At 65.5% G+C, this 24561-nt stretch carries 21 protein-coding genes; 14 read left to right on the top strand and 7 right to left on the bottom strand.

Features of this window, described 5'->3' with window-relative positions; genetic code table 11:
* Nucleotides 1-29 precede the first annotated feature (29 nt).
* On the top strand, nt 30-659 hold the full coding sequence (gene upp, locus CVM73_RS31295; protein WP_100235633.1) for a uracil phosphoribosyltransferase: 630 nt from the start codon (nt 30-32) through the stop codon (nt 657-659).
* Between the two features lie 221 nt (nt 660-880).
* On the opposite strand, the gene CVM73_RS31300 is transcribed toward upp, so the two are convergent.
* On the bottom strand, nt 881-1993 hold the full coding sequence (locus CVM73_RS31300) for a M48 family metallopeptidase (RefSeq protein ID WP_100235634.1): 1113 nt from the start codon (nt 1991-1993) through the stop codon (nt 881-883).
* Nucleotides 1994-1996: 3 nt separating this feature from the next.
* A complete protein-coding gene (locus tag CVM73_RS31305; protein WP_208639269.1) occupies nt 1997-3142 on the bottom strand; it encodes a YjgN family protein in 1146 nt (381 codons plus the stop codon).
* Nucleotides 3143-3452: 310 nt separating this feature from the next.
* On the opposite strand from CVM73_RS31305, the gene CVM73_RS31310 reads away from it, so the two are divergent.
* Both CVM73_RS31310 and CVM73_RS31320 read left to right on the top strand, forming a co-directional pair.
* Nucleotides 3453-4718, top strand: a complete 1266-nt coding sequence (locus CVM73_RS31310; RefSeq protein ID WP_100235635.1) for a cytochrome P450 — start codon at nt 3453-3455, stop codon at nt 4716-4718.
* A gap of 218 nt (nt 4719-4936) precedes the next feature.
* On the top strand, nt 4937-6211 hold the full coding sequence (locus tag CVM73_RS31320; protein WP_100235656.1) for a cytochrome P450: 1275 nt from the start codon (nt 4937-4939) through the stop codon (nt 6209-6211).
* 312 nt (nt 6212-6523) lie between these two features.
* On the opposite strand, the gene CVM73_RS31325 is transcribed toward CVM73_RS31320, so the two are convergent.
* Nucleotides 6524-7444 (bottom strand): LysR substrate-binding domain-containing protein, encoded by a 921-nt coding sequence (locus CVM73_RS31325; RefSeq protein ID WP_100235636.1) that lies wholly within the window; start codon nt 7442-7444, stop codon nt 6524-6526.
* Nucleotides 7445-7569: 125 nt separating this feature from the next.
* Here CVM73_RS31325 and CVM73_RS31330 point away from each other — a divergent pair, with 125 nt between their 5' ends.
* From CVM73_RS31330 to mdlC, 4 genes are all read left to right on the top strand, one after another.
* Nucleotides 7570-8739, top strand: a complete 1170-nt coding sequence (locus tag CVM73_RS31330; RefSeq protein WP_100235637.1) for an acyl-CoA dehydrogenase family protein — start codon at nt 7570-7572, stop codon at nt 8737-8739.
* A gap of 9 nt (nt 8740-8748) precedes the next feature.
* Nucleotides 8749-9852 (top strand): CaiB/BaiF CoA transferase family protein, encoded by a 1104-nt coding sequence (locus CVM73_RS31335; RefSeq protein ID WP_100235638.1) that lies wholly within the window; start codon nt 8749-8751, stop codon nt 9850-9852.
* 14 nt (nt 9853-9866) lie between these two features.
* Nucleotides 9867-10718 carry an HTD2 family dehydratase gene (locus CVM73_RS31340; RefSeq protein ID WP_100235639.1) on the top strand — a complete coding sequence of 284 codons (852 nt, stop codon included), beginning with the start codon at nt 9867-9869 and terminating at the stop codon, nt 10716-10718.
* Between the two features lie 176 nt (nt 10719-10894).
* The gene (mdlC, locus tag CVM73_RS31345; RefSeq protein WP_100235640.1) at nt 10895-12517 is read left to right on the top strand and encodes a benzoylformate decarboxylase; all 1623 of its coding nucleotides are present in this window, start codon (nt 10895-10897) and stop codon (nt 12515-12517) included.
* A gap of 171 nt (nt 12518-12688) precedes the next feature.
* Here the strand turns inward: mdlC and CVM73_RS31350 are convergent, their stop codons facing one another.
* Nucleotides 12689-13465 (bottom strand): SDR family NAD(P)-dependent oxidoreductase, encoded by a 777-nt coding sequence (locus tag CVM73_RS31350; RefSeq protein ID WP_100235641.1) that lies wholly within the window; start codon nt 13463-13465, stop codon nt 12689-12691.
* A gap of 76 nt (nt 13466-13541) precedes the next feature.
* Between CVM73_RS31350 and CVM73_RS31355 the strand changes: the two genes are divergently transcribed.
* Complete coding sequence (locus CVM73_RS31355; RefSeq protein ID WP_100235642.1) at nt 13542-13997, top strand: MarR family winged helix-turn-helix transcriptional regulator; 456 nt, start codon at nt 13542-13544, stop codon at nt 13995-13997.
* Nucleotides 13998-14149: 152 nt separating this feature from the next.
* On the opposite strand, the gene CVM73_RS31360 is transcribed toward CVM73_RS31355, so the two are convergent.
* Both CVM73_RS31360 and trhA read right to left on the bottom strand, forming a co-directional pair.
* The gene (locus CVM73_RS31360; RefSeq protein ID WP_100235643.1) at nt 14150-14944 is read right to left on the bottom strand and encodes an SDR family oxidoreductase; all 795 of its coding nucleotides are present in this window, start codon (nt 14942-14944) and stop codon (nt 14150-14152) included.
* 64 nt (nt 14945-15008) lie between these two features.
* Complete coding sequence (gene trhA / locus CVM73_RS31365) at nt 15009-15704, bottom strand: PAQR family membrane homeostasis protein TrhA (protein WP_100235644.1); 696 nt, start codon at nt 15702-15704, stop codon at nt 15009-15011.
* Between the two features lie 183 nt (nt 15705-15887).
* Here trhA and CVM73_RS31370 point away from each other — a divergent pair, with 183 nt between their 5' ends.
* On the top strand, nt 15888-17357 hold the full coding sequence (locus tag CVM73_RS31370) for a YcjX family GTP-binding protein (protein WP_100235645.1): 1470 nt from the start codon (nt 15888-15890) through the stop codon (nt 17355-17357).
* Nucleotides 17354-18382: a YcjF family protein gene (locus CVM73_RS31375; protein WP_100235646.1), complete on the top strand. Its 1029-nt coding sequence runs from the start codon at nt 17354-17356 to the stop codon at nt 18380-18382. Before CVM73_RS31370 ends, CVM73_RS31375 begins: the two co-directional genes overlap by 4 nt.
* Before the next feature lie 98 nt (nt 18383-18480).
* Here CVM73_RS31375 and CVM73_RS31380 read toward each other — a convergent pair whose 3' ends face one another.
* Nucleotides 18481-20124 carry a glycosyltransferase family 39 protein gene (locus CVM73_RS31380; RefSeq protein WP_245452484.1) on the bottom strand — a complete coding sequence of 548 codons (1644 nt, stop codon included), beginning with the start codon at nt 20122-20124 and terminating at the stop codon, nt 18481-18483.
* Between the two features lie 403 nt (nt 20125-20527).
* Here CVM73_RS31380 and CVM73_RS31385 point away from each other — a divergent pair, with 403 nt between their 5' ends.
* The 4 genes from CVM73_RS31385 (at nt 20528) to CVM73_RS31400 (ending at nt 24545) form a co-directional block, all read left to right on the top strand.
* On the top strand, nt 20528-22261 hold the full coding sequence (locus CVM73_RS31385) for an adenylate/guanylate cyclase domain-containing protein (RefSeq protein WP_100235647.1): 1734 nt from the start codon (nt 20528-20530) through the stop codon (nt 22259-22261).
* 354 nt (nt 22262-22615) lie between these two features.
* Complete coding sequence (gene sorA / locus CVM73_RS31390) at nt 22616-23815, top strand: SorA family sulfite dehydrogenase catalytic subunit (protein WP_100235648.1); 1200 nt, start codon at nt 22616-22618, stop codon at nt 23813-23815.
* 12 nt (nt 23816-23827) lie between these two features.
* The gene (gene sorB, locus CVM73_RS31395; protein ID WP_167407158.1) at nt 23828-24136 is read left to right on the top strand and encodes a SorB family sulfite dehydrogenase c-type cytochrome subunit; all 309 of its coding nucleotides are present in this window, start codon (nt 23828-23830) and stop codon (nt 24134-24136) included.
* 208 nt (nt 24137-24344) lie between these two features.
* On the top strand, nt 24345-24545 hold the full coding sequence (locus CVM73_RS31400; RefSeq protein WP_008563500.1) for a cold-shock protein: 201 nt from the start codon (nt 24345-24347) through the stop codon (nt 24543-24545).
* Nucleotides 24546-24561 lie beyond the last annotated feature (16 nt).

The raw sequence follows: 24561 nt of genomic DNA on the forward strand, positions 1-24561 counted from the left end.
CGCATTTGTGAACTCAGGAGCATCCCATCATGGAAGGCGTCACGATCGTCGATCATCCGCTGGTGCAGCACAAGCTGACGCTGGTGCGCGACAAGTCCATCTCGACCAAGTCGTTCCGCGAGCTGATCAAGGAGATCGGCATGCTCTTGTGCTACGAGGTGACGCGCGATTTGCCGCTCGCCGACACCGTCATCGAGACGCCGCTGGCGACGATGCACTCGGCCAAGATCGCCGGCAAGAAGCTGGTGTTCGTGCCGATGCTGCGCGCCGGCACCACCTTCGTCGACGGCATGATGGACCTGGTGCCGACCGCGCGCGTCGCCCATATCGGCCTCTACCGCGAGCCGCACAGCTTTGCCGCGGTCGAGTACTTCTTCAAATCGCCGTCAGATCTCGGCGAGCGCCTGGCGATCGTGGTGACGCCGGTGGTTGCGACCGCCAACACTGCCGTGGCTGCCATCGACCGGCTGAAGGAGCGCGGCGCCAGGGACATCCGCCTCGCCTGCCTGATCGCAGCCCCGGAAGGCCTCGAGCGGCTGCGCGGACTGCATTCTGACGTGCCGATCTGGACGGCCGCGGTCGACGAAGGCCTCGACGAGAACGGCTTCATCCTGCCGGGCCTCGGCGACGCCGGCGATCGCGCCTACGGAACGCGGTAAGCGCGCTCTAAAGCGAAATGGCTTCAGGTTGAATCGAGCGCTCGCGGGCTCGTTCACCTCTCCCGCTTGCGGGAGAGGTCGGCGCGCAGCGCCGGGTGAGGGTTCTTTCCTCTGGGGGAGTGTCCCATTGCGGAAGCACCCCCACCCCAGCCCTCCCCCGCAAGCGGGAGAGGGAGCGCACCTTCGTCGTTGCAGCAATCAAGCCTGATCTCATCGCGCGCTCAGATCTTCCCGCTGCCGCAAATGCCCTTCAGCGCCTGCCATTCCTTGTCGGTCAGCAGCGGCGGACCGCTGGTCGGGCGGTCCTCTTTCGTCATGCGCGCGAGACGGTCCTCCGTCAGCGGGTGGCTGGCGAGGATCGTGGTGAGACCGGAGCCGCCTTCCTTGCCGGTGATGCGGAACATCAATTCGGCCGCGGGCTTGGGCGAGCGGCCGAGCTTGTGCATGATCTCGATGGCAAACGTGTCCGCAGCGGTCTCGGCCTCGCGCGAATAGGAGGCTTCGACCAGGCTGCGGGAGGCGAAGATCACGGCGCTCGAGCCGGTGACGTCGCCGAACAACAGACCGATCAGGAACGAGGTGCCGCCGTTGTAGATCAGGCCGCGCATGTTGTCGTAATGCTTGAGATGGCCAAGCTCATGGGCGAGGATGCCGGCGAGCTCATCGGGGCTTTGCGCCTTGTCGAGCAGGCCCCTCAGCACGTAGACCTTGCCTCCGGGCAAGGCGAAAGCGTTCGGCACCGACGTCGGCAGCACGCCGGCCGTCATGGAATCGTCGTCGAGGCCGGCGGCGTCGCGCAGGCGGTTGACGAGTTTCGTGAACGCGGCCTTGCCGGCGGGATCTTCGCACACGCTGCGGCCGAAGATGGTCTTCATCTGCACCTCGGCGGCGTCGCCGATGCGCCGCTCGACCGGCTTCGGCACCAGCGGCGCGAGACGGTCGGCGGCGAGCGGCACGCCGAACAGCACGACGCAGACGATGGAAACAGCGGCGGCAACCGACCAGCCGACGATCTTTGCGATGCCGCGACGCGAGGTCTGGTGCTCGTCGAGATGCAAGCAGTGGGCGGTCACGTCGGCGGCGAGCGCGGCGTCGCGAATTTCGAGCCGCGCCAGCGGCGGCGCGGACGTGGAGGCCAGCCGCAAAACGCCGGCCGGACTGTCGGCGCGACGGATGTCGGCATAGGCCCAGCGCACGGGCGCTCCGCCCTCCTCGACGATCTCGAGCGCATCACCGAGCGTCAGCGTCACCTGGCGCCTGCGGCTGGATACGCCGTCGAAGAAGACCGTCGGCTTTGCCGACGGCGCCGGGGCCTCGGTGGACACATCACTCACAGCTCAGAATCCCGCGACATCGAGCCCGTCGGCAAACCCTTCGCCGAGTGCGCTGGCGAGCTCACCACTGGCGCGCACATCCGCTGCGGCGCCGATGTTGTGCACCTCGACGGTTTCCAGCACCTTGGCCCAGAGATCGCGCTGGAGATAGACCCGCATCACGATGTTGATCGCAAGTGCCACGGCGAAATAGCCGATGACCATCATGACCAGCATCGGGATGCTCTTGGCGGTATTGTCGGGCCCGAACACCTGCTCGGCAGGAAGCCCGCTCAGCTTGACGACAAGCATGGTCGCACCGCCGAGATAGGCGCCGAAGATCATCGAGAGCAGCACCCACCAGCCGATCACCTTCCAGTACAGGCCGTAGAACGCATTGTGCGGAAGCTCCGAGGACAGGCTGACGCCGCCGATGCGGATGCCGTCGAGCCACCAGCGCCATTCGCGCGCCCTAAACTCGGCGTAGAGGAACGGCGCGAGCGGGAAGATGATCAGCGCGATCGGGCTGAGCAGCCACAGCCACCAGCCGCGCTTGAAGAAGGTCCAGCCGTCGCCTTCGAAATCGCCGGCGAGATCGCCGTAATGGGTGTGCTGCATCTTGTAGCGCTCGAGCGCCGCTTCGCGCCAGGGCAGCGCCAGGCCGAGCGTCAGGAACACGAGCAAGCCCCACGCCATGGCGCGGAACGAATAGGCCCAGCCCGAGCCGTCCATCCAGAAGCGCACACCGCGCCAGACCGTGCGCGTCAGGCGATAGCGCCGCGCGCGAAAGATCGCGAACTGGCCGAAGGCGTAAAAGGCGAGGAACAGCGGCGCCGAGGCAAACCCCTGCCAGCGCTCGAACTCGATGCCGATGAGGAAATAGGCCAGATAGATCGGCACCAGGATCGCGAGCGCGAACAGGAAGCCGACCAAAAGCTCCTTCGCCCGTCCGGTGTATTCGGCGGCATCGCCGTCGATCGCTGTGTTCGTCCACAGATGACGCCTGACGTCGGTGACCAGCCAAAACCGGTAGAAGCCGAAGGTGACGAGCTCCAGCATGGCACCCTTGGTGACCATTTTGCGGAACTCGGAACGGTTGCCGGTGAAATCCACCCGCGTCGGCGGCAGCGGCGGGGGTAAGGGTTCGGAGCCGATGGGGGCCCATTGCATATCGTTCACGGCGGCAACCTCGGGATGCGGATTTGCTCCGATCAAACTATAGATCAAGGGTTAGTCGATCCCCAAGATGGGCCGGTTCGATTTACCTCGATTCCAGTCGGTTTTCTTGCACGATTCTCCACGGCGCCGCGTGCGGGAGGTCACGTTCGCATGGCGGCGTGACGGCCGTCCCACGCTCTCGTGAAGGTTGGATGTGGCAAAACTCTCCCTTGCCCCGACGCAGACAACCGGCTGTAATTGCAAATCAAATACCGCAGCGCAGAATTCAACGACGCGCGGTTCGCCATCAGGGAGAACGGTCATGCATGGGACCATCGAGAGCGCGGCCAAGCTCGACGCGCTTCGCGCACGCGCCACGTCGCTGCCGCTGGAGCAATTCGATCCCGGCGATCCTGAATTGTTCAGGACCGATACGTTCTGGCCCTATTTCGATCGGCTGCGCCGGGAAGATCCCGTGCACTACTGCAAGGACTCGATGTTCGGCCCGTACTGGTCGGTGACGCGCTACAACGACATCATGGAGATCGAGACCAACCATTCGGTGTTCTCCTCAGCCTCCGCGCTCGGCGGCATCACCATCCGCGACATCGATCCGGATCTGCGCCGCGAGAGCTTCATCTCGATGGACCCGCCGCGCCACGCGGCCCAGCGCAAGACCGTGGCGCCGATGTTCACACCGACGCACCTGGACAATCTCGCGCTCAACATCCGCAAGCGTTCGGCCGAGTGCCTGGACAACCTGCCGCGCGGCGAGGTGTTCGACTGGGTCGACCGCGTCTCGATCGAGCTGACCACGCAAATGCTGGCGGTGCTGTTCGACTTCCCCTGGGAGGACCGCCGCAAGCTGACGCGCTGGTCCGACATCGCCACCACCATTCCGGGCCGCGACGGCCTCGTCGCGACCGAGGACGAGCGGCAGGCCGAGCTGACGGAATGCGCGGCCTATTTCTCCCGCCTCTGGAAGGAGCGCATCGAACAACCGCCGAAGAGCGACCTGTTGTCGATGATGGCGCATGGCGCCGCGACGCGCGACATGGACGCGAAGAACTTCCTCGGCAATCTCATCCTTTTGATCGTCGGCGGCAACGACACCACCCGCAACACCATGTCGGGCTCGCTTCTCGCGCTGAGCCAGCATCCGGAGCAATATCGCAAGCTGCGCGAGAACCCCGATCTGCTCGACAGCTTCGTGCCGGAGGTGATCCGCTGGCAGACGCCGCTCGCGCATATGCGGCGCACGGCGCTCTCCGATTTCGAGTTCCGCGGCAAGCAGATCAAGAAGGGTGACAAGGTCGTGATGTGGTACGTCTCGGGCAATCGCGACGAGGAGGCGATCGAAAAGCCCTACGATTTCATCATCGATCGCGCCCGTCCGCGCACGCATCTCTCCTTCGGCTTCGGCATCCACCGCTGCGTGGGCCTGCGGCTTGCCGAGCTCCAGCTCAAGATAATTTGGGAAGAAATTCTCAGGCGTTTCGACCATATTGATGTGGTCGGCGAGCCGAAGCGGGTCTATTCGAGTTTCGTGAAGGGTCTCGAGACGCTGCCGGTGAAGATTGCGGCGTAGATTTGCAGCAAGATGAGCCGAGACGATATCCACGAGGAAGCTGCGCCCCCTCCCCCGCTTGCGGGGGAGGGTTGGGGAGAGGGTATCTCCGCAACGGGATAATCCCCAAGAGGAGAAAGCCCTCACCCGGCGCGCTGGACGATGCTTCGCATCGCCCGGGACGCGCCGACCTCTCCCGCAAGCGGGAGAGGTTAAGAAAACCAACTGGAGCCACGACCATGAACATCCAAGCGCCGGTTAAAGTGGACAAGGCCGAACGCCTGCGCAGGGCGCGCGAGGAGGCCTATGCGACGCCGCTGTCGCAATTCCACCCCGGCGCGCCACGGCTGTTCCAGGACGACACGCTGTGGCCGTGGTTCGAGCGGCTGCGCAAGGAAGAGCCGGTGCATTACTGCACCAACGCGCCGATCGAGCCCTATTGGTCGGTGGTGAAATACAACGACATCATGCATGTCGACACCAATCACGGCCTCTTCTCCTCGGACTCCAAGCTCGGCGGCATCTCAATCCGAGACGTGCCGGAAGGCTATGACTATCCAAGCTTCATCGCCATGGACCAGCCCCGGCATTCGGCGCAGCGCAAGACGGTGTCGCCGATGTTCACGCCAACGCATCTCGACGAATTGGCAAAGCTGATCCGCCAGCGCTCGCAGACCGTGCTCGACAATCTGCCGCGCAACGAGACCTTCAACTTCGTCGAGCGCGTCTCGATCGAGCTGACGACGCAGATGCTGGCGACCCTGTTCGACTTCCCCTGGGAGGAGCGGCGCAAGCTGACGCGCTGGTCGGACGTCTCCACCGCACTGCCCAAGAGCGGCATCGTCGCCTCGGCCGAAGAACGCCGCCGCGAGATGGACGAGTGCTATGCCTACATGTCGAAGCTGTGGAACGAGCGCGTCAACTCGGCGCCGCGCAACGACCTGCTGTCGCTGATGGCGCACAACGAGGCTACGCGCCACATGGACCCCGACAACCTCATGGGCAACATCATCCTGCTCATCGTCGGCGGCAACGACACCACGCGCAACACCATGACCGGCTCGGTGCTGGCGCTGAACGAGAACCCGGAGCAGTACGACAAGCTGCGCACCAATCCAGCGCTGATCGATTCCATGGTGCCCGAGGTGATCCGCTGGCAGACGCCGCTGGCGCATATGCGGCGCACCGCGCTAGAGGACACCGAGATCGGCGGCAAGCATATCAAGAAGGGCGATCGCGTCGTGATGTGGTACGTCTCGGGCAATCGCGACGAGGAGATGTTCGAGAAGCCGAACGACTTCATCATCGACCGCCCGCGGCCGCGGACCCACCTCTCCTTCGGCTTCGGCATCCACCGCTGCGTCGGCATGCGGCTTGCCGAATTGCAGCTGCGCATCGTCTGGGAGGAGATGCTGAAGCGGTTCGACCGCATCGAGGTGGTCGGCGAGCCCAAGCGGATCTATTCGAGCTTCATCAAGGGGTATGAGTCGCTGCCGGTGAGGATTCCGGGGTAGGCGCGCGCTACGCGTGCCGCCTTGGGGCAAACCGCTTCCCCAACCCCCGCTGTCATGCCGCGCGAAAGCGGGGCATCCAGTACGCCGCGGCCTCTCGATTCAAGCCGCGCTGCCTCTGGAATGCTGGATTGCCCGCCTTCGCGGGCAATGACACCGAGGACGGAGTGAAGAGCCGGGCCTTCATCCTTCGAGACGCGCGCAAGGGCGCGCTCCTCAGGATGAGGGGAGACACCTCAGCTATAAAATTTCGGCATGACAGCTCGCGCCAGATGCGAAGGCAAGATGCCCCGCGGCTGTTCTACCACACGGCATCTAACTCAATTTGATGTCCCACAGGCCTTCCTTGCGGCAGGCGGCGACCTCCTCGCGCAGGAGGGCGGTGATGGCGAGCGAGGCCGTCGAGGCCGGGCGGTCGATCGGAGAGGCAAAAATGAGCTCGCGCGTCATCGGCTTGGATACGGGCGCGGTTTCCAGCCGTCCGTCCGCGACCTCGCCGTGGACCGACGAAGGCGGCAGCAGCGCGAAACCGAGGCCCTCCTCAACGAGGCTCGTCAGCACGCGGAAGGAATCCGCCTCGAGCTGGACGTCGAGCTTGATCTTGCGCTGGGCGGCGGCGTGCTCGATCAGCGCGCGGAGGCCGTGGGAATGACTGGGCAGCACCAGGCGCTGGCGCAGCAGCCAGCCGACATCGACGTTCTTCTTGCGCGCGAGGCCGCAGCCGCGCGGGCCGACCGCGACGATGTTGTCGCGCCCGAGGCTCTGCACATTGAGATGCAGATCGGCCGAGCGGCCGTAGAGAATGGCGAGGTCCATCTCGCCGCGATGCAGCCATTCGACGAGATGGCCGCTGTAGCTCTCGACGATGCGCAGCGAGATGCCGGGAAATTTTTCGACGCAGCGCCGCGCAAAGCGCGCCGACAGCACGCAGCTCACCGTCGGAACCAGGCCGAGCACGACCTGGCCGGACGGCGGGCCCTTGGCCGACTGGATGTCGTCGCGGATCTGGTCGATCTGCCGCACGATGCCGGAGGTGCGCGCGAGCAGCAGCCGCCCGGCCTCGGTCAGCACCATGCCGCGGCCGTTGCGGGTGAACAGATCGGTGCGCAGCTCGTGTTCCAGCAGCTTGATCTGCCTGGAGAGCGCCGGCTGAGCCACGCGCAGCGTGTCGGAGGCCTTGGAGAGGCTGCCGAGCTCCGCCACGCAACTGAAGGTCCTGAGCTGCCGGAAATCCATGCTTGCCAATCCTGGAAGGCTACTCCATACGCTATAACAAATGAGCATAGGGGGCGGGCGTTGTTTTCACAACGCCTGAGGATCGGCCGGCGTTATCTTAACTGCCGCTAAGAATTGGAAACGCCATGAGTCAAGAACATCACACCGAAGATCACGCCGACATCCGCGAGGCCGTCGCAAAGCTCTGCGCGCAGTTCCCCGGCGAATACTGGCGCAAGCTCGATCGCGAGATGGCTTACCCGAAGGCCTTCGTCGACGCGCTGACTGAGGCCGGCTATCTCTCGGTGCTGATCCCGGAAGAATATGGCGGCGCCGGCCTGAAGCTTTCGGCTGCGGCCGCGATCCTCGAAGAGATCCAGCGCGCGGGCTGCAACGGCGGCGGCTGCCATGCCCAGATGTACACGATGGGCACGGTGCTGCGGCACGGCAATGCCGAGCAGAAGGCAAAGTACCTGCCGAAGATCGCGAGCGGCGAATTGCGCCTGCAGGCCTTCGGCGTCACGGAGCCGACCAGTGGCACCGACACCTCCTCGCTCAAGACCTTCGCGCGCAAGGAAGGCAACGACAGCTACATCGTCAATGGCCAGAAGATCTGGACCAGCCGCGCAGAGCATTCCGACCTGATGGTGCTGCTGGCACGCACCACGCCGAAGGAAAAGGTCAAGAAGCGCACGGATGGTCTTTCCGTGTTCATCGTCGACATGCGCGAGGCGAAGGGCAAGGGCCTCGAGATCCGCCCGATCCGCACCATGATGAACCATGCCACCACGGAGGTGTTCTTTACCGACATGAAGGTGCCGGCAGAGAATCTGATCGGCGAGGAGGGCAAGGGCTTTCGCTACATCCTCTCCGGCATGAACGCCGAGCGCATCCTGATCGCGGCCGAATGCGTCGGCGACGCCAAGTGGTTCATCGCCAAGGCGACGAACTACGCCAAGGAACGCAGCGTTTTCGGCCGGCCGATCGGCCAGAATCAAGGCATCCAGTTCCCGATCGCCAAGGCCTACGCCTCGATGCGCGCGGCCGAACTGATGGTGAAGGAAGCCACGCGCAAATACGAAGCCGGGCTCGACTGCGGCGCGGAGGCCAACATGGCCAAGATGCTGGCAGCGGATGCGTCCTGGGAAGCGGCCAATGCCTGCATCCAGACCCATGGCGGCTTCGGCTTCGCCGAGGAATACGACGTCGAGCGCAAATTCCGCGAGACGCGGCTCTACCAGGTGGCGCCGATCTCGACCAACCTCGTGCTCTCCTACGTCGCCGAGCATGTGCTCGGCATGCCGCGCTCGTACTGAGGTCACGCCATGGGAGCACTTGACGGGATCAGGGTGATTGCGGTCGAGCAGGCCGTGGCGGCGCCGTTCTGCTCCTCGCGGCTGGCGGATGCCGGCGCGGAGGTGATCAAGATCGAGCGGCCCGAAGGCGATTTCGCCCGCGGCTATGACGCAGCCGCCAAGGGCCAGAGCAGCTACTTCGTGTGGCTCAACCGCGGCAAGCAATCGGCGGTGGTTGACCTCGCAACGAAGGAAGGCTGCGCCGAGCTGGAGAAGCTGATCGCGAGCGCCGACGTGCTGATCCAGAACCTCAAGCCGGGCTCGATGGACAAGCTCGGCTTCTCCCGCGAGCGGCTCTTGAAGGACTATCCGAAGCTGATCTCGTGCACCATCACCGGCTACGGCGACGAGGGCCCCTATGCCCATCGCAAGGCCTATGACCTCCTGATCCAGGCCGAGAGTGGCCTGGCCTCGATCACCGGTAATCCCGATGGCGCCTCGCGCGTCGGCATGTCGATCGTGGACGTCGCGACCGGCGCCACCGCGCATGCCGCGATCCTGGAAGCGCTGATCGCGCGCGGGCGCACCGGCAAGGGCTGTGACATCCGCATCTCCATGTTCGACGTGATGGCGGACTGGTGCACCGTGCCGCTGCTTAATGCCGAGGCCGGCAATCCGCCCAAGCGTATGGGCCTGCGCCATCCCTCGATTGCGCCGTATGGCGTGTTCACCTCGAAGGATGGCAAGGACATCCTGATCTCGATCCAGAGCGAGCGCGAGTGGAAGACGCTGTGCGTCAAGGTGCTGGACCAGCCGGATTTGCCGGCCGATCCGCGCGTCGCCAACATGGTCGAGCGCGTGCGCAACCGCGATTTCACCGACAAGTCCGTCGCCGACAGCTTCGGCAAGATGACGCGCGACGAGCTGCTGAAGCGGCTGTCCGACGCCGACATCGCCTTCGCCGAGGTCAACACCATGGCCGACCTCGCCAATCATCCGCATCTGCGCCGCATCGAGGTCGACACGCCGAACGGCCGCGTCAGCTATCCCGCGCCGGCGCCGATCATCGTCGGCGAGACGCGCAGCTATGGTGCCGTGCCCGCCATCGGCGAACGTCCCCAGTCCAAGAAATAACGGAGCGAGACGTCATGACCGAGAAGCTCGACATCGATCATTTGCGGCGATGGGTCGGCCGCGGCCAGGAGGCCACCGACATCGTCACCGCGCAGCTCGTGAAGGGCCTGCGCGCGACGCTGTTCCAGGACGTCGGCGAGCCCAAGGCGGGTGACGCCGCGCCGTTCACGGTGCACTGGTGCCTGGCGCAGCCGGTGTTTCCGATGTCGATGCTGGGGCCCGACGGCCACCCGACCCGCGGCGGCTTCCTGCCGCCGGTGCCGCTGCCGCGCCGGATGTGGGCCGGCGGCGAGATCGAATTCCTGCAGCCGCTTCGCGTCGGCGACGAATCGACGCGCACCTCGCGCATCGCCGATGTGCAGGTCAAATCAGGCTCGACCGGCACGCTGTGCTTCGTCTCGGTTGAGCACAGCATCTCCTCGCCACGCGGCACCGCCATCCGCGAGCGGCAGGACATCGTCTATCGCGAGATGACGAGCAACGCGCCCGCGAGCGCCAAGGCCCCGCCTCCGCCGCCGCAGGCGCAGCACCGCGAGACCCATGTCTCCGATCCCGTGCTGCTGTTCCGCTACTCCGCGCTGACCTTCAACGGCCACCGCATCCATTACGACCGCGACTACGTCACTGAGGTCGAGGGCTATCCGGGCCTGATCTTCCACGGGCCGCTCCAGGCGGCACTGATCATCGAGATGGCGGCACGCTTGCGCGGCGGCAAGGCGCCGAAAAAGTTTTCGTATCGCGGTCTGCAGCCACTGTTCGAGGGCACGGAGTTTTCAGTCAACGCCAACGACAGCGGCGAGAGCATGGAGCTGTGGACCGCGAATGCGGAAGGGCAGCCGACGATGAAGGGCACGGCGGTGTGGTGAGCCACACTCACCTCGTCGTTGCGAATGTAGCGGCGATATAGGAAGTTAGACCCTCACCCTGAGGAGCGCGCCCTTCACGCGCGTCTCGAAGGGCGAGGCCACTAGCCGGGCCTTCATCCTTCGAGACGCGCGAAGGCGCGCTCCTCAGGATGAGGAATAAACAGGGGACGGAAACCATGGCCAAGAACGGCAAGACCGGCAGCAAGTCCGTCACCGTCAAGCAGGCGACGCTCGACCTGCTGCGCGCCTTTGGCATCGACAAGGTGTTCGGCAATCCCGGCTCGACCGAGCTGCCGTTCCTGAGCGACTGGCCCGACGACATCGACTACGTGCTGGCGCTGCAGGAAGCCTCCGCGGTCGGCATGGCCGATGGCTACGCGCAGGCGACGCGCAATGCCGGCTTCGTCAATCTGCATTCGGCCGCCGGCGTCGGCAACGCGCTGGGCAACATCTACACCGCACACCGCAACCAGACGCCGCTGGTGATCACCGCGGGCCAGCAGGCGCGCTCGATCCTCCCCTTGCAGGCCTTCCTCTATGCCGAGCGCGCCTCGGAATTTCCGCGGCCTTACGTCAAATACAGCGTCGAGCCGGCGCGGCCGGAGGACGTGCCGGCCGCGATCGCACGCGCCTATTACACCGCGATGCAGCCGCCCTTTGGGCCGACCTTTGTCTCGATCCCGATCGACGACTGGGCCCATGCCTGCGCACCGGTCGAGGCGCGCAAGGTCAGCCGTGAGATCGGGCCCGAGCTTGATCCGATGAAGGCGCTGGTCACAGCGCTCGGCTCGGCAAAACACCCTGCTCTCGTCGTCGGCCCCGGAATCGACCGCGCCGGCGCAGTCGATCTGATGGTGCGCGTGGCGGAGAAGGCCAAGGCCAGCGTCTGGGTCAGCCCGTTCTCAGCGCGTTGCTCGTTTCCGGAGCGGCATCCGCAATTCGCCGGCTTCCTGCACGCTTCGCCGGCGCAGCTCTCCGATGCGCTGCGCGAGCACGACATCGTCGTCGTGATCGGCGCCCCGGTGTTCACCTTCCATGTCGAGGGCCACGCCGCGATCTTCGACGGCGGCGCGACGATCTACCAGATCACAGATGATGCGGACGCCGCGGCGGTGACACCGGTCGGCACCAGCATCATCGCGACGATGAAGCCGGCGCTGGGCCTGCTGCTCGACCTGCTGCCGGAGAGCAAGCGCGCGGCGCCCAAAGGCCGCATGCTGCCGCCGCCGCCTCAAGCCGCCGATCCGCTGCCGGTCGAATTCCTGCTGCATTCGCTGTCGCAGGCGATGCCGGATGGCGCATCACTCGTCGAGGAAGTGCCCTCGCACCGGCCGGCGATGCAAAAATTCCTGCCTATGCGCGGTCAGGACAGTTTTTACACCATGGCGAGCGGCGGCCTTGGCTATAGCCTGCCCGCCGCCGTCGGCATGGCACTCGGCAAGCCGAAGCAGCGCACGGTCTGCCTGATCGGCGACGGCTCCGCGATGTACTCGATCCAGGCGCTGTGGACCGCCGCGCAGCGCAAGCTGCCGCTGACCGTCGTCGTCATCAACAATTCCGGCTACGGCGCGATGCGCTCGTTCAGCCAGGTGATGCAGGTGAGGAACGTGCCGGGGCTGGAGCTGCCGGGGATCGATTTCGTCCGGCTTGCCGAAGGCATGGGCTGCCATGCGGTGCGAGTGAGCAAGGCGGCGGAGTTGGGTGAGGTGTTGAAGCGCGGGATGGCGTTCGAGGGCACGAGCTTGGTGGAGGTCGTCGTGGATTCCGCGGTGCCGGTGCTGTACGGGCAGAAACATTGATCTTGTCGTCCCCGCGAACGCGGGGACCCATACCGCGTGATCTGTCGATAAGCGCAGGCGCCAGTACCGCAGGATAGAGCAACTACCCGTCTTCGCCAAACTCTCCCTGTGGTTATGGGTCCCCGCGTTCGCGGGGACGACACCGAGTTTGTTGCGCGAACGCACCACACACTACGACGCCAGAAATCCTCCGTCCGCCGCGAGCACGTGCCCGACGACATAGGACGACGCATCCGACGACAGCCACACCACGGCCTCCGCCACCTCCTCCGGGCTGCCCATCCGCCGCAGCGGCAGGCCTGCGCTGACGGTCGCGACATCGCCGACGCCGGCGCGCAGCATCATGTCGGTGACGACACGGCCGGGCGCGATGGCGTTGATGCGGATGCCGCGCGGGGCGTTCTCCATCGCCGCCGAGCGCGTCAGCGAGATCGCGGCGGCCTTGGAAGCCGAATAGAGCGAGAAGCCGGGATTGGGATTGCGCACGCCGCTGACGGAGGCGTTGACGACGATGCTGCCGCGCCCCTGCGGCAGCATCGCCGGCAATTGGTGGCGCAGGCAGAGAAACAGCGCGCGGACATTGGTGTCGAACACGCTGTCGTAGATGTCGGTGCCCTGCTCTTCCAGCGGCGCGCGGCGCTCCTGGAAGCCGGCATTGTTGAAGGCAACGTCGAGCCGGCCGCAACGCTCGATGGCCACGCGCACCAGCCGTGCGACGTCGTCCTCCTGCGTGATATCGGTCTTGACCGGGACGGCCTCCACACCGAGCTCGCGGCATGCTGCGGCGGTGGCGTCGATCTCGGCTTCGCGCCGGCCGGCCACGAAAATCGCTTCGGCTCCCTCGGCCGCCATCCTGAGCGCCGTGGCGCGGCCGATGCCGCTGCCGCCGCCCGTGACCAGGCAGACCTTGTCCTTCATCCGCATCCCCGCAGGCAAAGTTCCGCTCATGGCCCACCTCCGAAACGCTTGCGCGCGCCGCTGCGCGCATATAGTTGTATGATACAACTATACGCCGGGAGTCAAGATGGCCGAGCTTTCGCTGATCGACGACATCCGCGCCGCCTCGCGCCAGATGGTGCGCGAGCTCGGCTTCATGGACGCGACGGTGGCGGCCTCGGGCTATCCGCCCTCGGCGGTCCACACCATCCTGGAGATCGGCATCCGCGGCCCCATGACATCGGGCGAGCTCGGCGACTTCCTGCGCCTGGAAAAATCCAGCGTCAGCCGCCTGGTGCGCAAGCTGATCGATTGCGGCGAGCTGCGCGAGACACCGGATGAGCTTGATGCGCGCAGCAAGCTGCTGTCGCTGACGGCGAAGGGCCGGCGCACGCTGGAGGCGCTACATGCGTTCGGCCGGCAGCAGGTGAGTGGAGCGCTGGCCGCGCTGACGGAAGCGGAGCAGCGCACGGTGCGCGAGGGCATGATGCTCTACGCGCGGGCGCTGCGGCAGAGCCGGGTGGAGGGGGAGATGGCGGCGTAGCCACACTCTCGGTGTCATCGCCCGCCTTGTGCGCAGTTGCGCACTGGGGCGGGCGATCCAGTACTCCGCGGCGCCAATTGTGCAAACCAATGCGCGCCGCGGGGTACTGGATGCCCCGCCTTCGCGGGGCATGACAGCGTCAGGTGTGGCGGTCACTTCCCGAACTCCTCCCGCATCTTCGCCTGGATCTTGGCCATGCCGCCGATCCAGCGGTCGTAGTTCTCGGTCTTCTTGCGCATGTAGCCGAGCACCTGCGGGTGCGGCAGGATCAGGAAGGTTTCCTGCTCGAGACCGGCGAGCACGTCTTTCGCCACTTGCTCGGGCGTCAGGTCGCCGTCGCCGGATTGCGGGCCCTTGGGGATCGAGCGCAGCATGTTGGTGTCGACGCCCTGCGGGCAGAGGATCGAGACCTTGATGTTGTGGGCCTTGTGCGAGATCGCGAGACTTTCGGCAAAGCCGACCGCGGCGTGCTTCGTCGTCGAATAAGCCGGACTGCCGACCTGCGACAGCAGGCCTGCGGCCGAGATGGTGTTGAGGAAATAGCCGCCGCCGCGCGCCCTCATGCGGGGGATAAGATGGCGCGCCGCGTAAACGTGGGCCATGACGTGAATCGCCCAGCTGCGCTGCCAGGGCTCATCCGAGGCGCCGCCGGCATTTTCCGACATCGGATCGAAGCCGCCGCCGATGCCGGCATTGGAGCAGAACAGCTCGATCGGGCCGAACTGCCGCTCGGTCTCCTCGATGACGTGGGCGATGTCCTTTTCCTGCGCGACGTCGCATTTGAAGGCGGCGCCATCCACCATGGCGGCGACCGCCCTCGCATTGGCGGCATCCATATCCGCGACGACGACCTTGGCTGCGCCCGCATTGTGAAAGGCCTCGCACAGCGCCTTGCCGATGCCGTTTGCGCCGCCCGTGACGACCACGACCTTGCCGGTCACCTGCATGCGACGTCTCCTCTGTCTTGTATCGCTTTATACCGCGCCGCTTATTCCGCGTCGCGGGTCCTCGTCAGCTCAACACGAGGTCGAGCACCGCGGTATAATGGCATGCCGCGCCGGCCAAGACAAAGCCGTGCCAGATCGCATTCTGGAAGCGCAGCCGCCGCCAGGCGTGGAAGATCACGCCAAAGCTGTAGAGCAGGCCGCCGGCAAGGATGAAGCCCAGCACCAGCGCAGGCAAGGCCCTGACCACGGGACCGTACAGCATCATGCCGCTCCAGCCCATCGCGAGGTAGATGCCGACCGAGACGCGGTCGAACCGGCCGGGACAGAGCAGCTTCAGCACGATGCCTGATATCGCCACGCACCAGACGCCGGCGAGCAGCACCAGCGCGAACACGCTGTCCTTGAGCTCCAGGATGAACGGCGTGTAGGTCGCGGCGATCAGCAGATAGATCGCGGAATGGTCGAACCGCCGCAGCAGCCATTTCGCCGGCGACACCGGCCAGAGATTATAGGTCGCCGACAGCACCAGCATCGAGAGCAGGCCAGCGACATAGATCGAGACGCCGACGATGTCGGTGGCGTCGGCATAAACCGCCGCCAGCACCACCAGCACGGTCGCGGCGATGATGCCGGAGAGCACGCCGATCGCATGGATGATGCCGTCAGCGATCAACTCGGCGCGGTCGTAGTTCCAGCCGATCGCGTCGACTGCGGCGTGGACGGAATTGGACGCGAACTGTTTCATTTGGAAGACGGTCATGGCAATCCGCAAAGCGTGGCAATGCCCTCTTGTATGGTCTCTCGGGATCGGCGCATCGTTCAAACGGCTGATTTGCCAACAAAGGCGGTGGAAGTATGAAAGCTTGAATTTCCTCAGGCAATTGCCACTTTTGTGACTAGTCCATTTTGCGTATCCCCTCGCCCGAGATCCCCTCACGTTCATATGGCATTCAGTTTCCAGGATATGGTCGAGGAGGCGCGGCTGTCGGCGCGGGCGCTGATCGACTATGGCGAGCATTTCTTCAACCCGACGGTGCGGCTTGGTGTCACCGGTCTGTCGCGCGCCGGTAAGACCGTATTCATCACCGCACTGATCCACGGGCTGACGCGCGGCGGCCGGTTTCCCGTGTTCGAGGCCTATGCCTCGGGCCGGATCGCGCGGGCGCATCTGGCGCCGCAGCCGGACGACGCCGTCCCGCGCTTTGCCTATGAAAGCCATCTGCGCGCGCTGGTCGAGGAGCGGCGCTGGCCGAACTCCACCGTCGACATCAGCGAGCTCAGGCTCGTCATCGACTACCAGCGCCCGAACGGCGCCGACCGCACGCTGACGCTCGACATCGTCGACTATCCCGGCGAATGGCTGCTGGACCTGCCGCTGCTGCAGAAGAGCTACGAGCAATGGTCCGCGGAAAGCCTGGCGCTGTCGCGCGAGGCGCCGCGCGCGCATCTCGCGACCGAGTGGCACACCCATCTCGCAACGCTCAAGCCGGAAGCGCGCGAGGACGAGCAGGCGACGCTGAAGGCCGCAAAGCTCTTCACCGATTATCTTCGCGCCTGCCGCGACGAGCGGTTTGCGATGAGCCTGTTGCCGCCCGGCCGCTTCCTGATGCCCGGAAATCTCGCCGATACGCCGGCGCTGACCTTTGCGCCGCTCGACGTGCCCGCCGGCGGGCAGGCACCTGAGGGATCGCTGTGGGCGATGATGGTGCGGCGCTTCGAGGCCTACAAGGACGTCGTGGTGCGGCCGTTCTTCCGCGATCATTTTGCGCGGCTCGATCGTCAGATCGTGCTGGCCGATGCGCTCGCCGCGTTCAACTCCGGCCCCGAGGCGCTGCACGATCTCGAAGCCGCACTCGCCGGCATTCTCGACTGCTTCAACATCGGCCGCAGCACATTGCTCTCCAGCCTGTTCCGGCCGCGCATCGACCGCATCCTGTTCGCGGCGACCAAGGCGGACCATCTGCATCATTTCAGCCACGACCGTCTCGAGGCCGTGCTGCGCCGTGCCGTCTCGGGCGCCGTTGTGCGCGCGGAAGATACCGGCGCGGCGATCGACGTCGTGGCGCTGGCCGCCGTGCGCGCCACGCGCGAAGCGCAGGTGGCGCATGGCCGCGACAAACTGCCGTCGATCCTGGGAACGCCGGTCGCGGGCGAAAGCGCCGGTGGCGAGTTCTTCGACGGCAACACGGAGGTTGCGACCTTTCCCGGCGATCTGCCCGTCGATCCCGAGCCGCTGTTCAACGGCGCGGATGCGTTCCGTGGGCTCGCGAGGGAGGCCGCCGAGAAGAGCGATTTCCGCTTCCTGCGCTTCCGGCCGCCAAAGCTCGCGCGCGAGGGTAACGACGAGCCCGTGCTGCCACACATCCGCCTCGACCGTGCCTTGCAGTTCCTGATCGGAGACAGGCTGTCATGAACGACCGATCCCAGCAGCGGCGGCCGGCGACGTTCCGGCTCGACGATCCCGGCGTCGTCGTCACGGAGGCCGACGAAACGGGACGGCTCAGTCGCGGCACGATCCAGATCACGCCGGAGCCGGATCCAATGGCGCTGCCGGTGCCGATCGAGGCCGCGCGTCCGGTACGGCGCGGCTTCCCGTGGGGCACGCTGTTCTGGTCCGGCCTCGCCGGGCTGACGCTGCTCGGCACCGGGCTCAGCGTCGTCCATCTGATCGAAGACCTGTTTGCGCGCAGCGAAACGCTCGGCTTCGTCGGCGTTGCCTTCGCCTTCGTCACCGCGCTGGCGCTTGCCGTGGTGATCGGACGCGAGGCATTCGGCCTGGCGCGCCTCACCACGATCGAGAAGCTGCATCAGCGCGCGGCCGCGGTGCTTGCCAATGACGATCGCAAGGAGAGTCGCGTCATCGTGCAGGACCTCCTCAAGATCGCGCATCAGAACCCGCAGCTGGCACGCGCCCGCGCCACGCTGGAGAGCCATGCCGGCGAGATCATCGACGGCGCCGACATGATCCGGCTCGCCGAGCGCGAGTTGATGTCGCCGCTGGACGCGGAAGCGCGGCGGCTGGTGTCATCAGCGGCGCAAAAGGTCTCGATCGTCACCGCGGTCTCGCCCCGCGCGGCGATCGACGTGCTGTTCGTGTTCGTCGCCGCGCTGCGCCTGATCCGCCAGCTCGCCTATCTCTATGGCGGCCGTCCCGGCGCACTCGGCATGATCCGCCTGCTCCGCCACGTCATCGCCCATCTCGCCATCACCGGCGGCATGGCCGCGAGCGACAGCCTGGTGCAGCAGATGCTCGGCCATGGCATCGCGGCAAAACTGTCGCAGCGGTTGGGCGAAGGCGTGCTCAACGGGCTGCTGACGGCGCGGTTGGGATTGGCCGCGATCGACGTGACAAGGCCGCTGCCGTTCGCGGCGCTGCCGCCGCCGAAGCTGTCAGACCTCGCGACGGATCTGCTGCGGAAGAAGGACGACGAGGAATAGTGCACTCCTTTCGCCTCTCCCCGCGTGCGGCAGGGCTATCGCATTTGAGAGCTTTTCCCTGCGGCCATCCTTCGAGACGCCCGCTTTAGGCGGGCTCCTCAGGATGAGGACGGAGTGCGCGGCAACAGTTTCAACGGGTACTGACGCCGATTAGCCTCATCCTGAGGAGGCGCGTAAGCGCCGTCTCGAAGGACGAGGCGTGCGCGCAGGCTGCCGCCACGAGTCATATACGATAGCCCTGCCGCGTGCGGGGAGAGGGAGAAGAGGGCCAGCACTTTCCATTGGAACAGCGGCGAATCCTTCGGCGGCGAGAGCTCCGGGGTCCAGTCGGAGAGCTTTTCAATCACATAGGTATCCGTCAGGACGCCGCGCCAGCGGCGTTCGACTTGGCCGAGCTGCTCGCGTTTCACGGGGATTGAAGCCCACAGCGACGAACGGTCGTCCGGCTCGCGCCCGACATAGATCCCTGCGTGGCCGCTGATCCGGTCCATGCCGGGATCGCGGAAATCCTGGAAACGGCCGCGCTCGTTGATCTCGATGACGGGCACGCGGCCCCGGAACAGCCAGCGCATCATGGCATAGGTGCGGTAGTCCGTGGTCGCGATCCAGGTCGCGCCTGTGACGTCGAGGGCGGCTTGCGCGCGCGCGGCGACCTGCTCGTAGCCGGCTTCGGCGCCGATCGGATCGATCTTGCCGAGCAGATTCCAGGGCGCGGCGACGTAGTAGAGGAACACGATGACGACGAAGGCGATGCCCGAGCCGATCGCCGTGTCGGCCCAGAACAGCGATGACCTGAGCATTCGGGCCGACCATCCCTCTTTCGTCATCGTGGCGAGGTTCACCGCGGCGGCCGCAAAGCCCACCGGCCACATGAACATCGGCCAGGTGTCGCCGACCCGCAGCGTCATCGACTTGAAGAGGAAGTAGAGGAACGGCACCAGCACCGCGGTCGACAAAAGGATCGCGACCGGCTCGCGCGTGCGATAACCGCGCCACGCCGTCAAGACCAGGCCCGTCAGCACCACCGGCAGCATGACGAAGCCGACCAGGCCGAATTGCAGGCCGATGTAATCGCCGATCGTGCGCAGCGAGATGCCGTAATTGGTGGTGGCGCGCACGCCCTGGAAACGGAACGAGGCCCAGTCGTGCTGCGCGTTCCAGATCAGCACCGGTGAGAACACTGCCATCGCGACCAGCACGGCAAGATAGGGGTAAGGACTGCGCAGCCAACGCCAGCGCCAATCCGGCACCAGCAAAAAGGCGGCGACCGCGGGCGCGAACATGATCGCAGTGAATTTCGACAGCATCGAGAGGCCTGCGAACAGGCCGGCCGCGAGCCACCACCGGCCGTCCCCGCCCTGTGCGAGCCGCACCAGCGACCACACCATCGCCATCGCACACGGAATCATCGCGACATCGGGCGCGACCTTGGCCATCAGCAGACCGTAATAGAGCGCGGCCTCCGGCATCAGCACCGCGAGCACAATCGCACGTGCATCATGCGTGAGGCGACGGACGATGTCGGCGAGCAGCAGCTGCGTCACCAGCATCGCGACGATGCCGCCGAAGCGAACGCCGAGATTGGTGTCGCCGAGAATCGCGGTTCCGAAGCGGATCAGCCAGGCGATGCCGGGAGGATGATCGAGGAAGCTGAGCGCGGCCTCCTTCGACCAGGTCCAATAATAGGCTTCGTCCGTGCGCAGCTCGATCGCAGAGGCATAGACGATGCGCAGCAGCGTCATCGCGGCGATGATCGCCGCGGCAACAAGGATGAGACGGCGTTCGGCGCCGTCTGGCTTCGCAGAGATGTCGGGAGCGATCGTCACGGCCGCGCTTTTCCCCGACTTGGGAGGGGGAGTCAATGTAGGCCAAGCTCCCTCCCCGGGTCGTCCCGGGCAAGCGTAAGCGCAGACCCGGGACCATAACCACAGGAAGGAGTTTGGCGATGACTCGCGGTTACCATCCGGCCCCAAACCGCTCCCTGTGGTTATGGGTTCCGGATCGGCGCGCGCCTGAGGGCGCGCTTGTCCGGGACGACGGCGGAGTGTGTGGCTCCTTCCCAGGCATGTGATGCCGCCGGCTGTCCACATCAGGAATTAAACGCTACGCTGGCTGTTCTCCTTGATGAACTGATACAACCGAATCATGGCCACCGCTCCCGTACATATGCCCGAACTCGTGCGCGCAACCAGCGTGCGGCAGGTGCGGCTCATCTGCGGAATAATCCTGTTCTCTTATGTGGTCAGCCATTTCCTCAACCACGCGCTCGGCAACATCTCGGTCGATGCGATGGACGTCGGCGTCTACTACCATACCCTGTTCTGGCAGTTCCTCCCTGTCGCGATCGTGTTCTACACGGCGGCGCTGACCCATATGGGGCTCGGCATTTACGCGCTGTATCAGCGCCGGCAGTTCCGCTGGCGGACGATCGAGCCGCTGCAGCTCGTGCTGGGACTGAGCATTCCGGCTCTCGTGATGGCGCATGTGATCGGCGTGCGGCTCGGCCAGACGCTGTACGGACACCAGAAGCTCTATCCGCAGGAGCTCTATCTGTTCTTCGTCGCCGCGCCGGGCCGGCTCTGGCAGATGACGATCCTGCTCCTGATCGCCTGGGTGCATGGCTGCATCGGCATCTATTTCTGGCTTCGCCTGAAGCCGTTCTTCACGCGCGCGGCGCCCTATCTGCTCGCGGCCGCCGTGCTGGTCCCGACGCTGTCGCTGCTCGGCATCTATCAGGGGGGCCGCGGCGTCGCCGTCGACAGTGATGATGGAGAATGGCGGACGCACAATCTCACCCGCCGCCAGGTCGGCACCGTCGCGGAAGGCAATACGCTCGACCGCATCGCCGGCGGCCTCACCGCCGGATATTTCGGTTTGCTGGGACTGGCACTGGCCGCGCGCGGCGTGCGCGCCTGGCGTGAGCGACGCGGCGGCATGATCGCGCTGTCCTACGGCAACGGCAAGACGGTGCGCGTGCCAAAGGGCCTTTCCGTGCTGGAGGCGAGCCTGCGCAACAACGTGCCGCATGCCAGCGTCTGCGGCGGCCGCGCGCGCTGCTCGACCTGCCGCATCCGCGTCATCGGCGATCATGGCGCCCTGCCCCAGCCATCGCAGCGCGAGGCCTTCGTGCTGGCCCGTGTCGGCACCGCCGATCCGTCGATCCGGCTTGCGTGCCAGCTGCGTCCGGACTCCGACCTCTCCTTCTTCCAGCTCTTCACGCCCCACACGCATGCGGCGGACGGACAGGCCTCGACGCCGGCGCGCATCGGCCAGGAACGCTATCTCGTCAGCCTGTTCGTGGACATGCGCGGCTCGACGCAGCTTGCCGAGAAGCGGCTGCCGTTCGACACGGTCTTCATCGTCAACCGCTTCCTCGGCGCGGTCTCCCAGGCCGTGATCGAGAATGGCGGCCAGCCGAACCAGTTCGTCGGCGACGGCATGCTGGCGCTGTTCGGGCTGTCGGCCGACCCGCAAACCGCGTGCCGGCAGGCGCTGAAGGCTGCCGCCGGAATCGCCACGCATATCGACGAGCTCAACGAGCTCCTGAGCCACGATCTGCGCCAGCCGATCCGCTTCGGCATCGGCATTCACGGTGGCGAGGTCATCATTGGCGACATCGGCTACCGCGATCACATCGTCTTCACCGCGCTCGGCGACGCCGTCAACGTTGCCGCCCGCCTGCAGGACATGACCAAGACGCTGGCCTGCGAGGCCATCGTCTCGGAAGAGGTCCGCCGCACCGCGGATCTTGCCGAGGACGCCCTGCCGCAGCAGGAGGTCGCGATCCGCGGCCGCGACGAGCCGATGGCCGTGCGGGTGGTGGCGGATGCAAGGGAGCTGACGGCGCTGGTCGATCGCAGCGTGCGCGTCGCGGCGTAACTCACGAAGTCGGCGCGCTCCCTCTCCCGCTTGCGGGAGAGGGTTGGGGAGAGGGTGCTTCCGCAACGGGACAGTCCCCTAGAGGAAAGAGCCCTCACCCGCGCCGGAGCCTGTCATCGGGCGCGCCTTCGGCGCGACCCGGTGGGCGCGACCTCTCCCGCAAGCGGGAGAGGTGCACCGTCGCCGCCGCAACAACTCGGCTCCCTCTCGACGCTGCGTAACACCGGCCTGCTGCAACGCAGCGACATGGGCTTGCTGCGAAAGCACGAATTGACATCATCCAAATCGTTGCGACAGATGAGCGCGGGATTGCGGCGATGACCGCGATCCAACGAAAAGCTCCGGGAGGAGACCATGTTCGATCGACGCGACCTGCTCAAGGGAGCGGGCCTTGCCGCACTTGCGGCCACACTGAATTCCACCAAAGCGCTGGCACTCGACACCGTCACCCTGCCCTTCGCCAATGGCGAACGGCCGCTGGTGAAATATCCGCAGAAGCGGCCGATGATCGGCCTGACCAGCCGGCCGCCGCAGCTCGAGACGCCGTTTGCCGTGTTCAACGACGGCCCGATCACGCCGAATAACGCGTTCTTCGTGCGCTATCATCTCTCCGACCTGCCCTACAATCTCGACCCCGACAAGTTCACGCTCGAGGTCAAGGGCAAGGTCGACAAGCCGCTGAAACTGTCGCTGAAGGACATCAGGAAGATGAAGGCGACGGAGATCGTCGCCGTCAACCAATGCTCCGGCAACAGCCGCGGCTTCTTCGAGCCGCGCGTTGCGGGCGGCCAGCTCGCCAATGGCGCGATGGGCTGTGCGCGCTGGCGCGGCGTGCCGCTGAAGGCGGTGCTGGAGATGGCGGGCGTCCAGGCCGGCGCCAAGCAGGTGACGTTCAACGGCATGGACGGGCCGGTCAACGACAAGACGCCTGATTTCATCAAGGCGCTCGATCTCGATCACGCCACCGACGGCGAGGTGATGCTGGCCTATGGCATGAATGGCGAGGACCTGCCGTTCCTCAACGGCTTCCCGCTACGCCTGATCGTGCCGGGCTATTACGGCACCTATTGGGTCAAGCACCTCAACGAGATCACCGTCATCGACAACGTCTATGACGGCTTCTGGATGAAGTCGGCCTATCGCATTCCTGACACACCCAACAACGCGATCGAGCCGGGCACCGCGCCGAAGGCGACGATCCCGATCAACCGCTTCACCATCCGCTCCTTCATTACCAGCGTCCCCGATGGCGCCAAGCTGAAGGCGGGAGCTATGACCCTGCGCGGCATCGCCTTCGACGGCGGCAAGGGCATCAAGAACGTCGAGGTCTCCGCTGACGGCGGCAAGACTTGGGTGAGCGCAAAGCTCGGCAAGGACCTTGGCAAATACGCCTTCCGCGAATGGAAGCTGCCGGTGAAGCTCATGACCGGCAGCCATGAGCTCAAGGTCCGCGCCACCGGCAACGGCGGCGAGACCCAGCCCGACACGCCGCGCTGGAACCCGGCGGGTTACTTGCGCAACGTCGTCGAAACCGTCCGCGTCAGCGTGGCCTGAAGGAGAATGATCATGCAGCGCACCGTTCTCCCCGCCATCACGCTCGCCCTCGCCGCCGCAGCGGGCTCGGCGTTTGCCGCGCCGGTCAATTACAAGACCCCGGACGAGGTCGCCGCCTTCAAGCCCGGGCCCAATCTCGAGGTCGTGCAGGGCAATTGCAGCGCCTGTCACTCATCCGACTACGTCGCCACGCAGCCGCCGATGAAGGACAAGAAGGGCTTCTGGCAGGCCGAGGTGACCAAGATGATCAAGGTCTATGGCGCACCGATCGACGATGCCGATGTCAGCAAGATCGTCGATTATCTGGCTGCGACGTATTGACAGACGACGGGACGCGCGCGGGCCATTTGACCGCGAAACGGGCAAAACCGGTAAAAACGCCGCGAAGTTGAGCGGAATTCGGCAGAATGCCGATGTGGTTTGAGCTACCAAGCCTGCCACATTCCGCGTATCCTGTAGGACCGAACCGGCCGGTTGGCGGGGACTGGCGGTTCGAGATCTCGGAGGAAGACCCGCGGAGAAAGTCGTGATGGCTAAAGGTACGGTCAAGTGGTTCAACCCGACGAAGGGTTATGGATTTATCCAGCCTGCGTCGGGTGGCAAGGATGTGTTCGTGCATATCTCGGCAGTGCAGAAGGCCGGTCTGTCCACCCTGAACGAGGGACAGACGGTGGAATACGAAGAGATCGCAAACCGGGGCAAGACCTCCGCGGAGAACCTCAAAGTATAAGCCCGCGCCAGCCTTT

Origin of the sequence: Bradyrhizobium forestalis (assembly GCF_002795245.1) — a bacterium.
In the GTDB taxonomy this organism is placed as follows: Bacteria; Pseudomonadota; Alphaproteobacteria; order Rhizobiales; family Xanthobacteraceae; genus Bradyrhizobium; species Bradyrhizobium forestalis.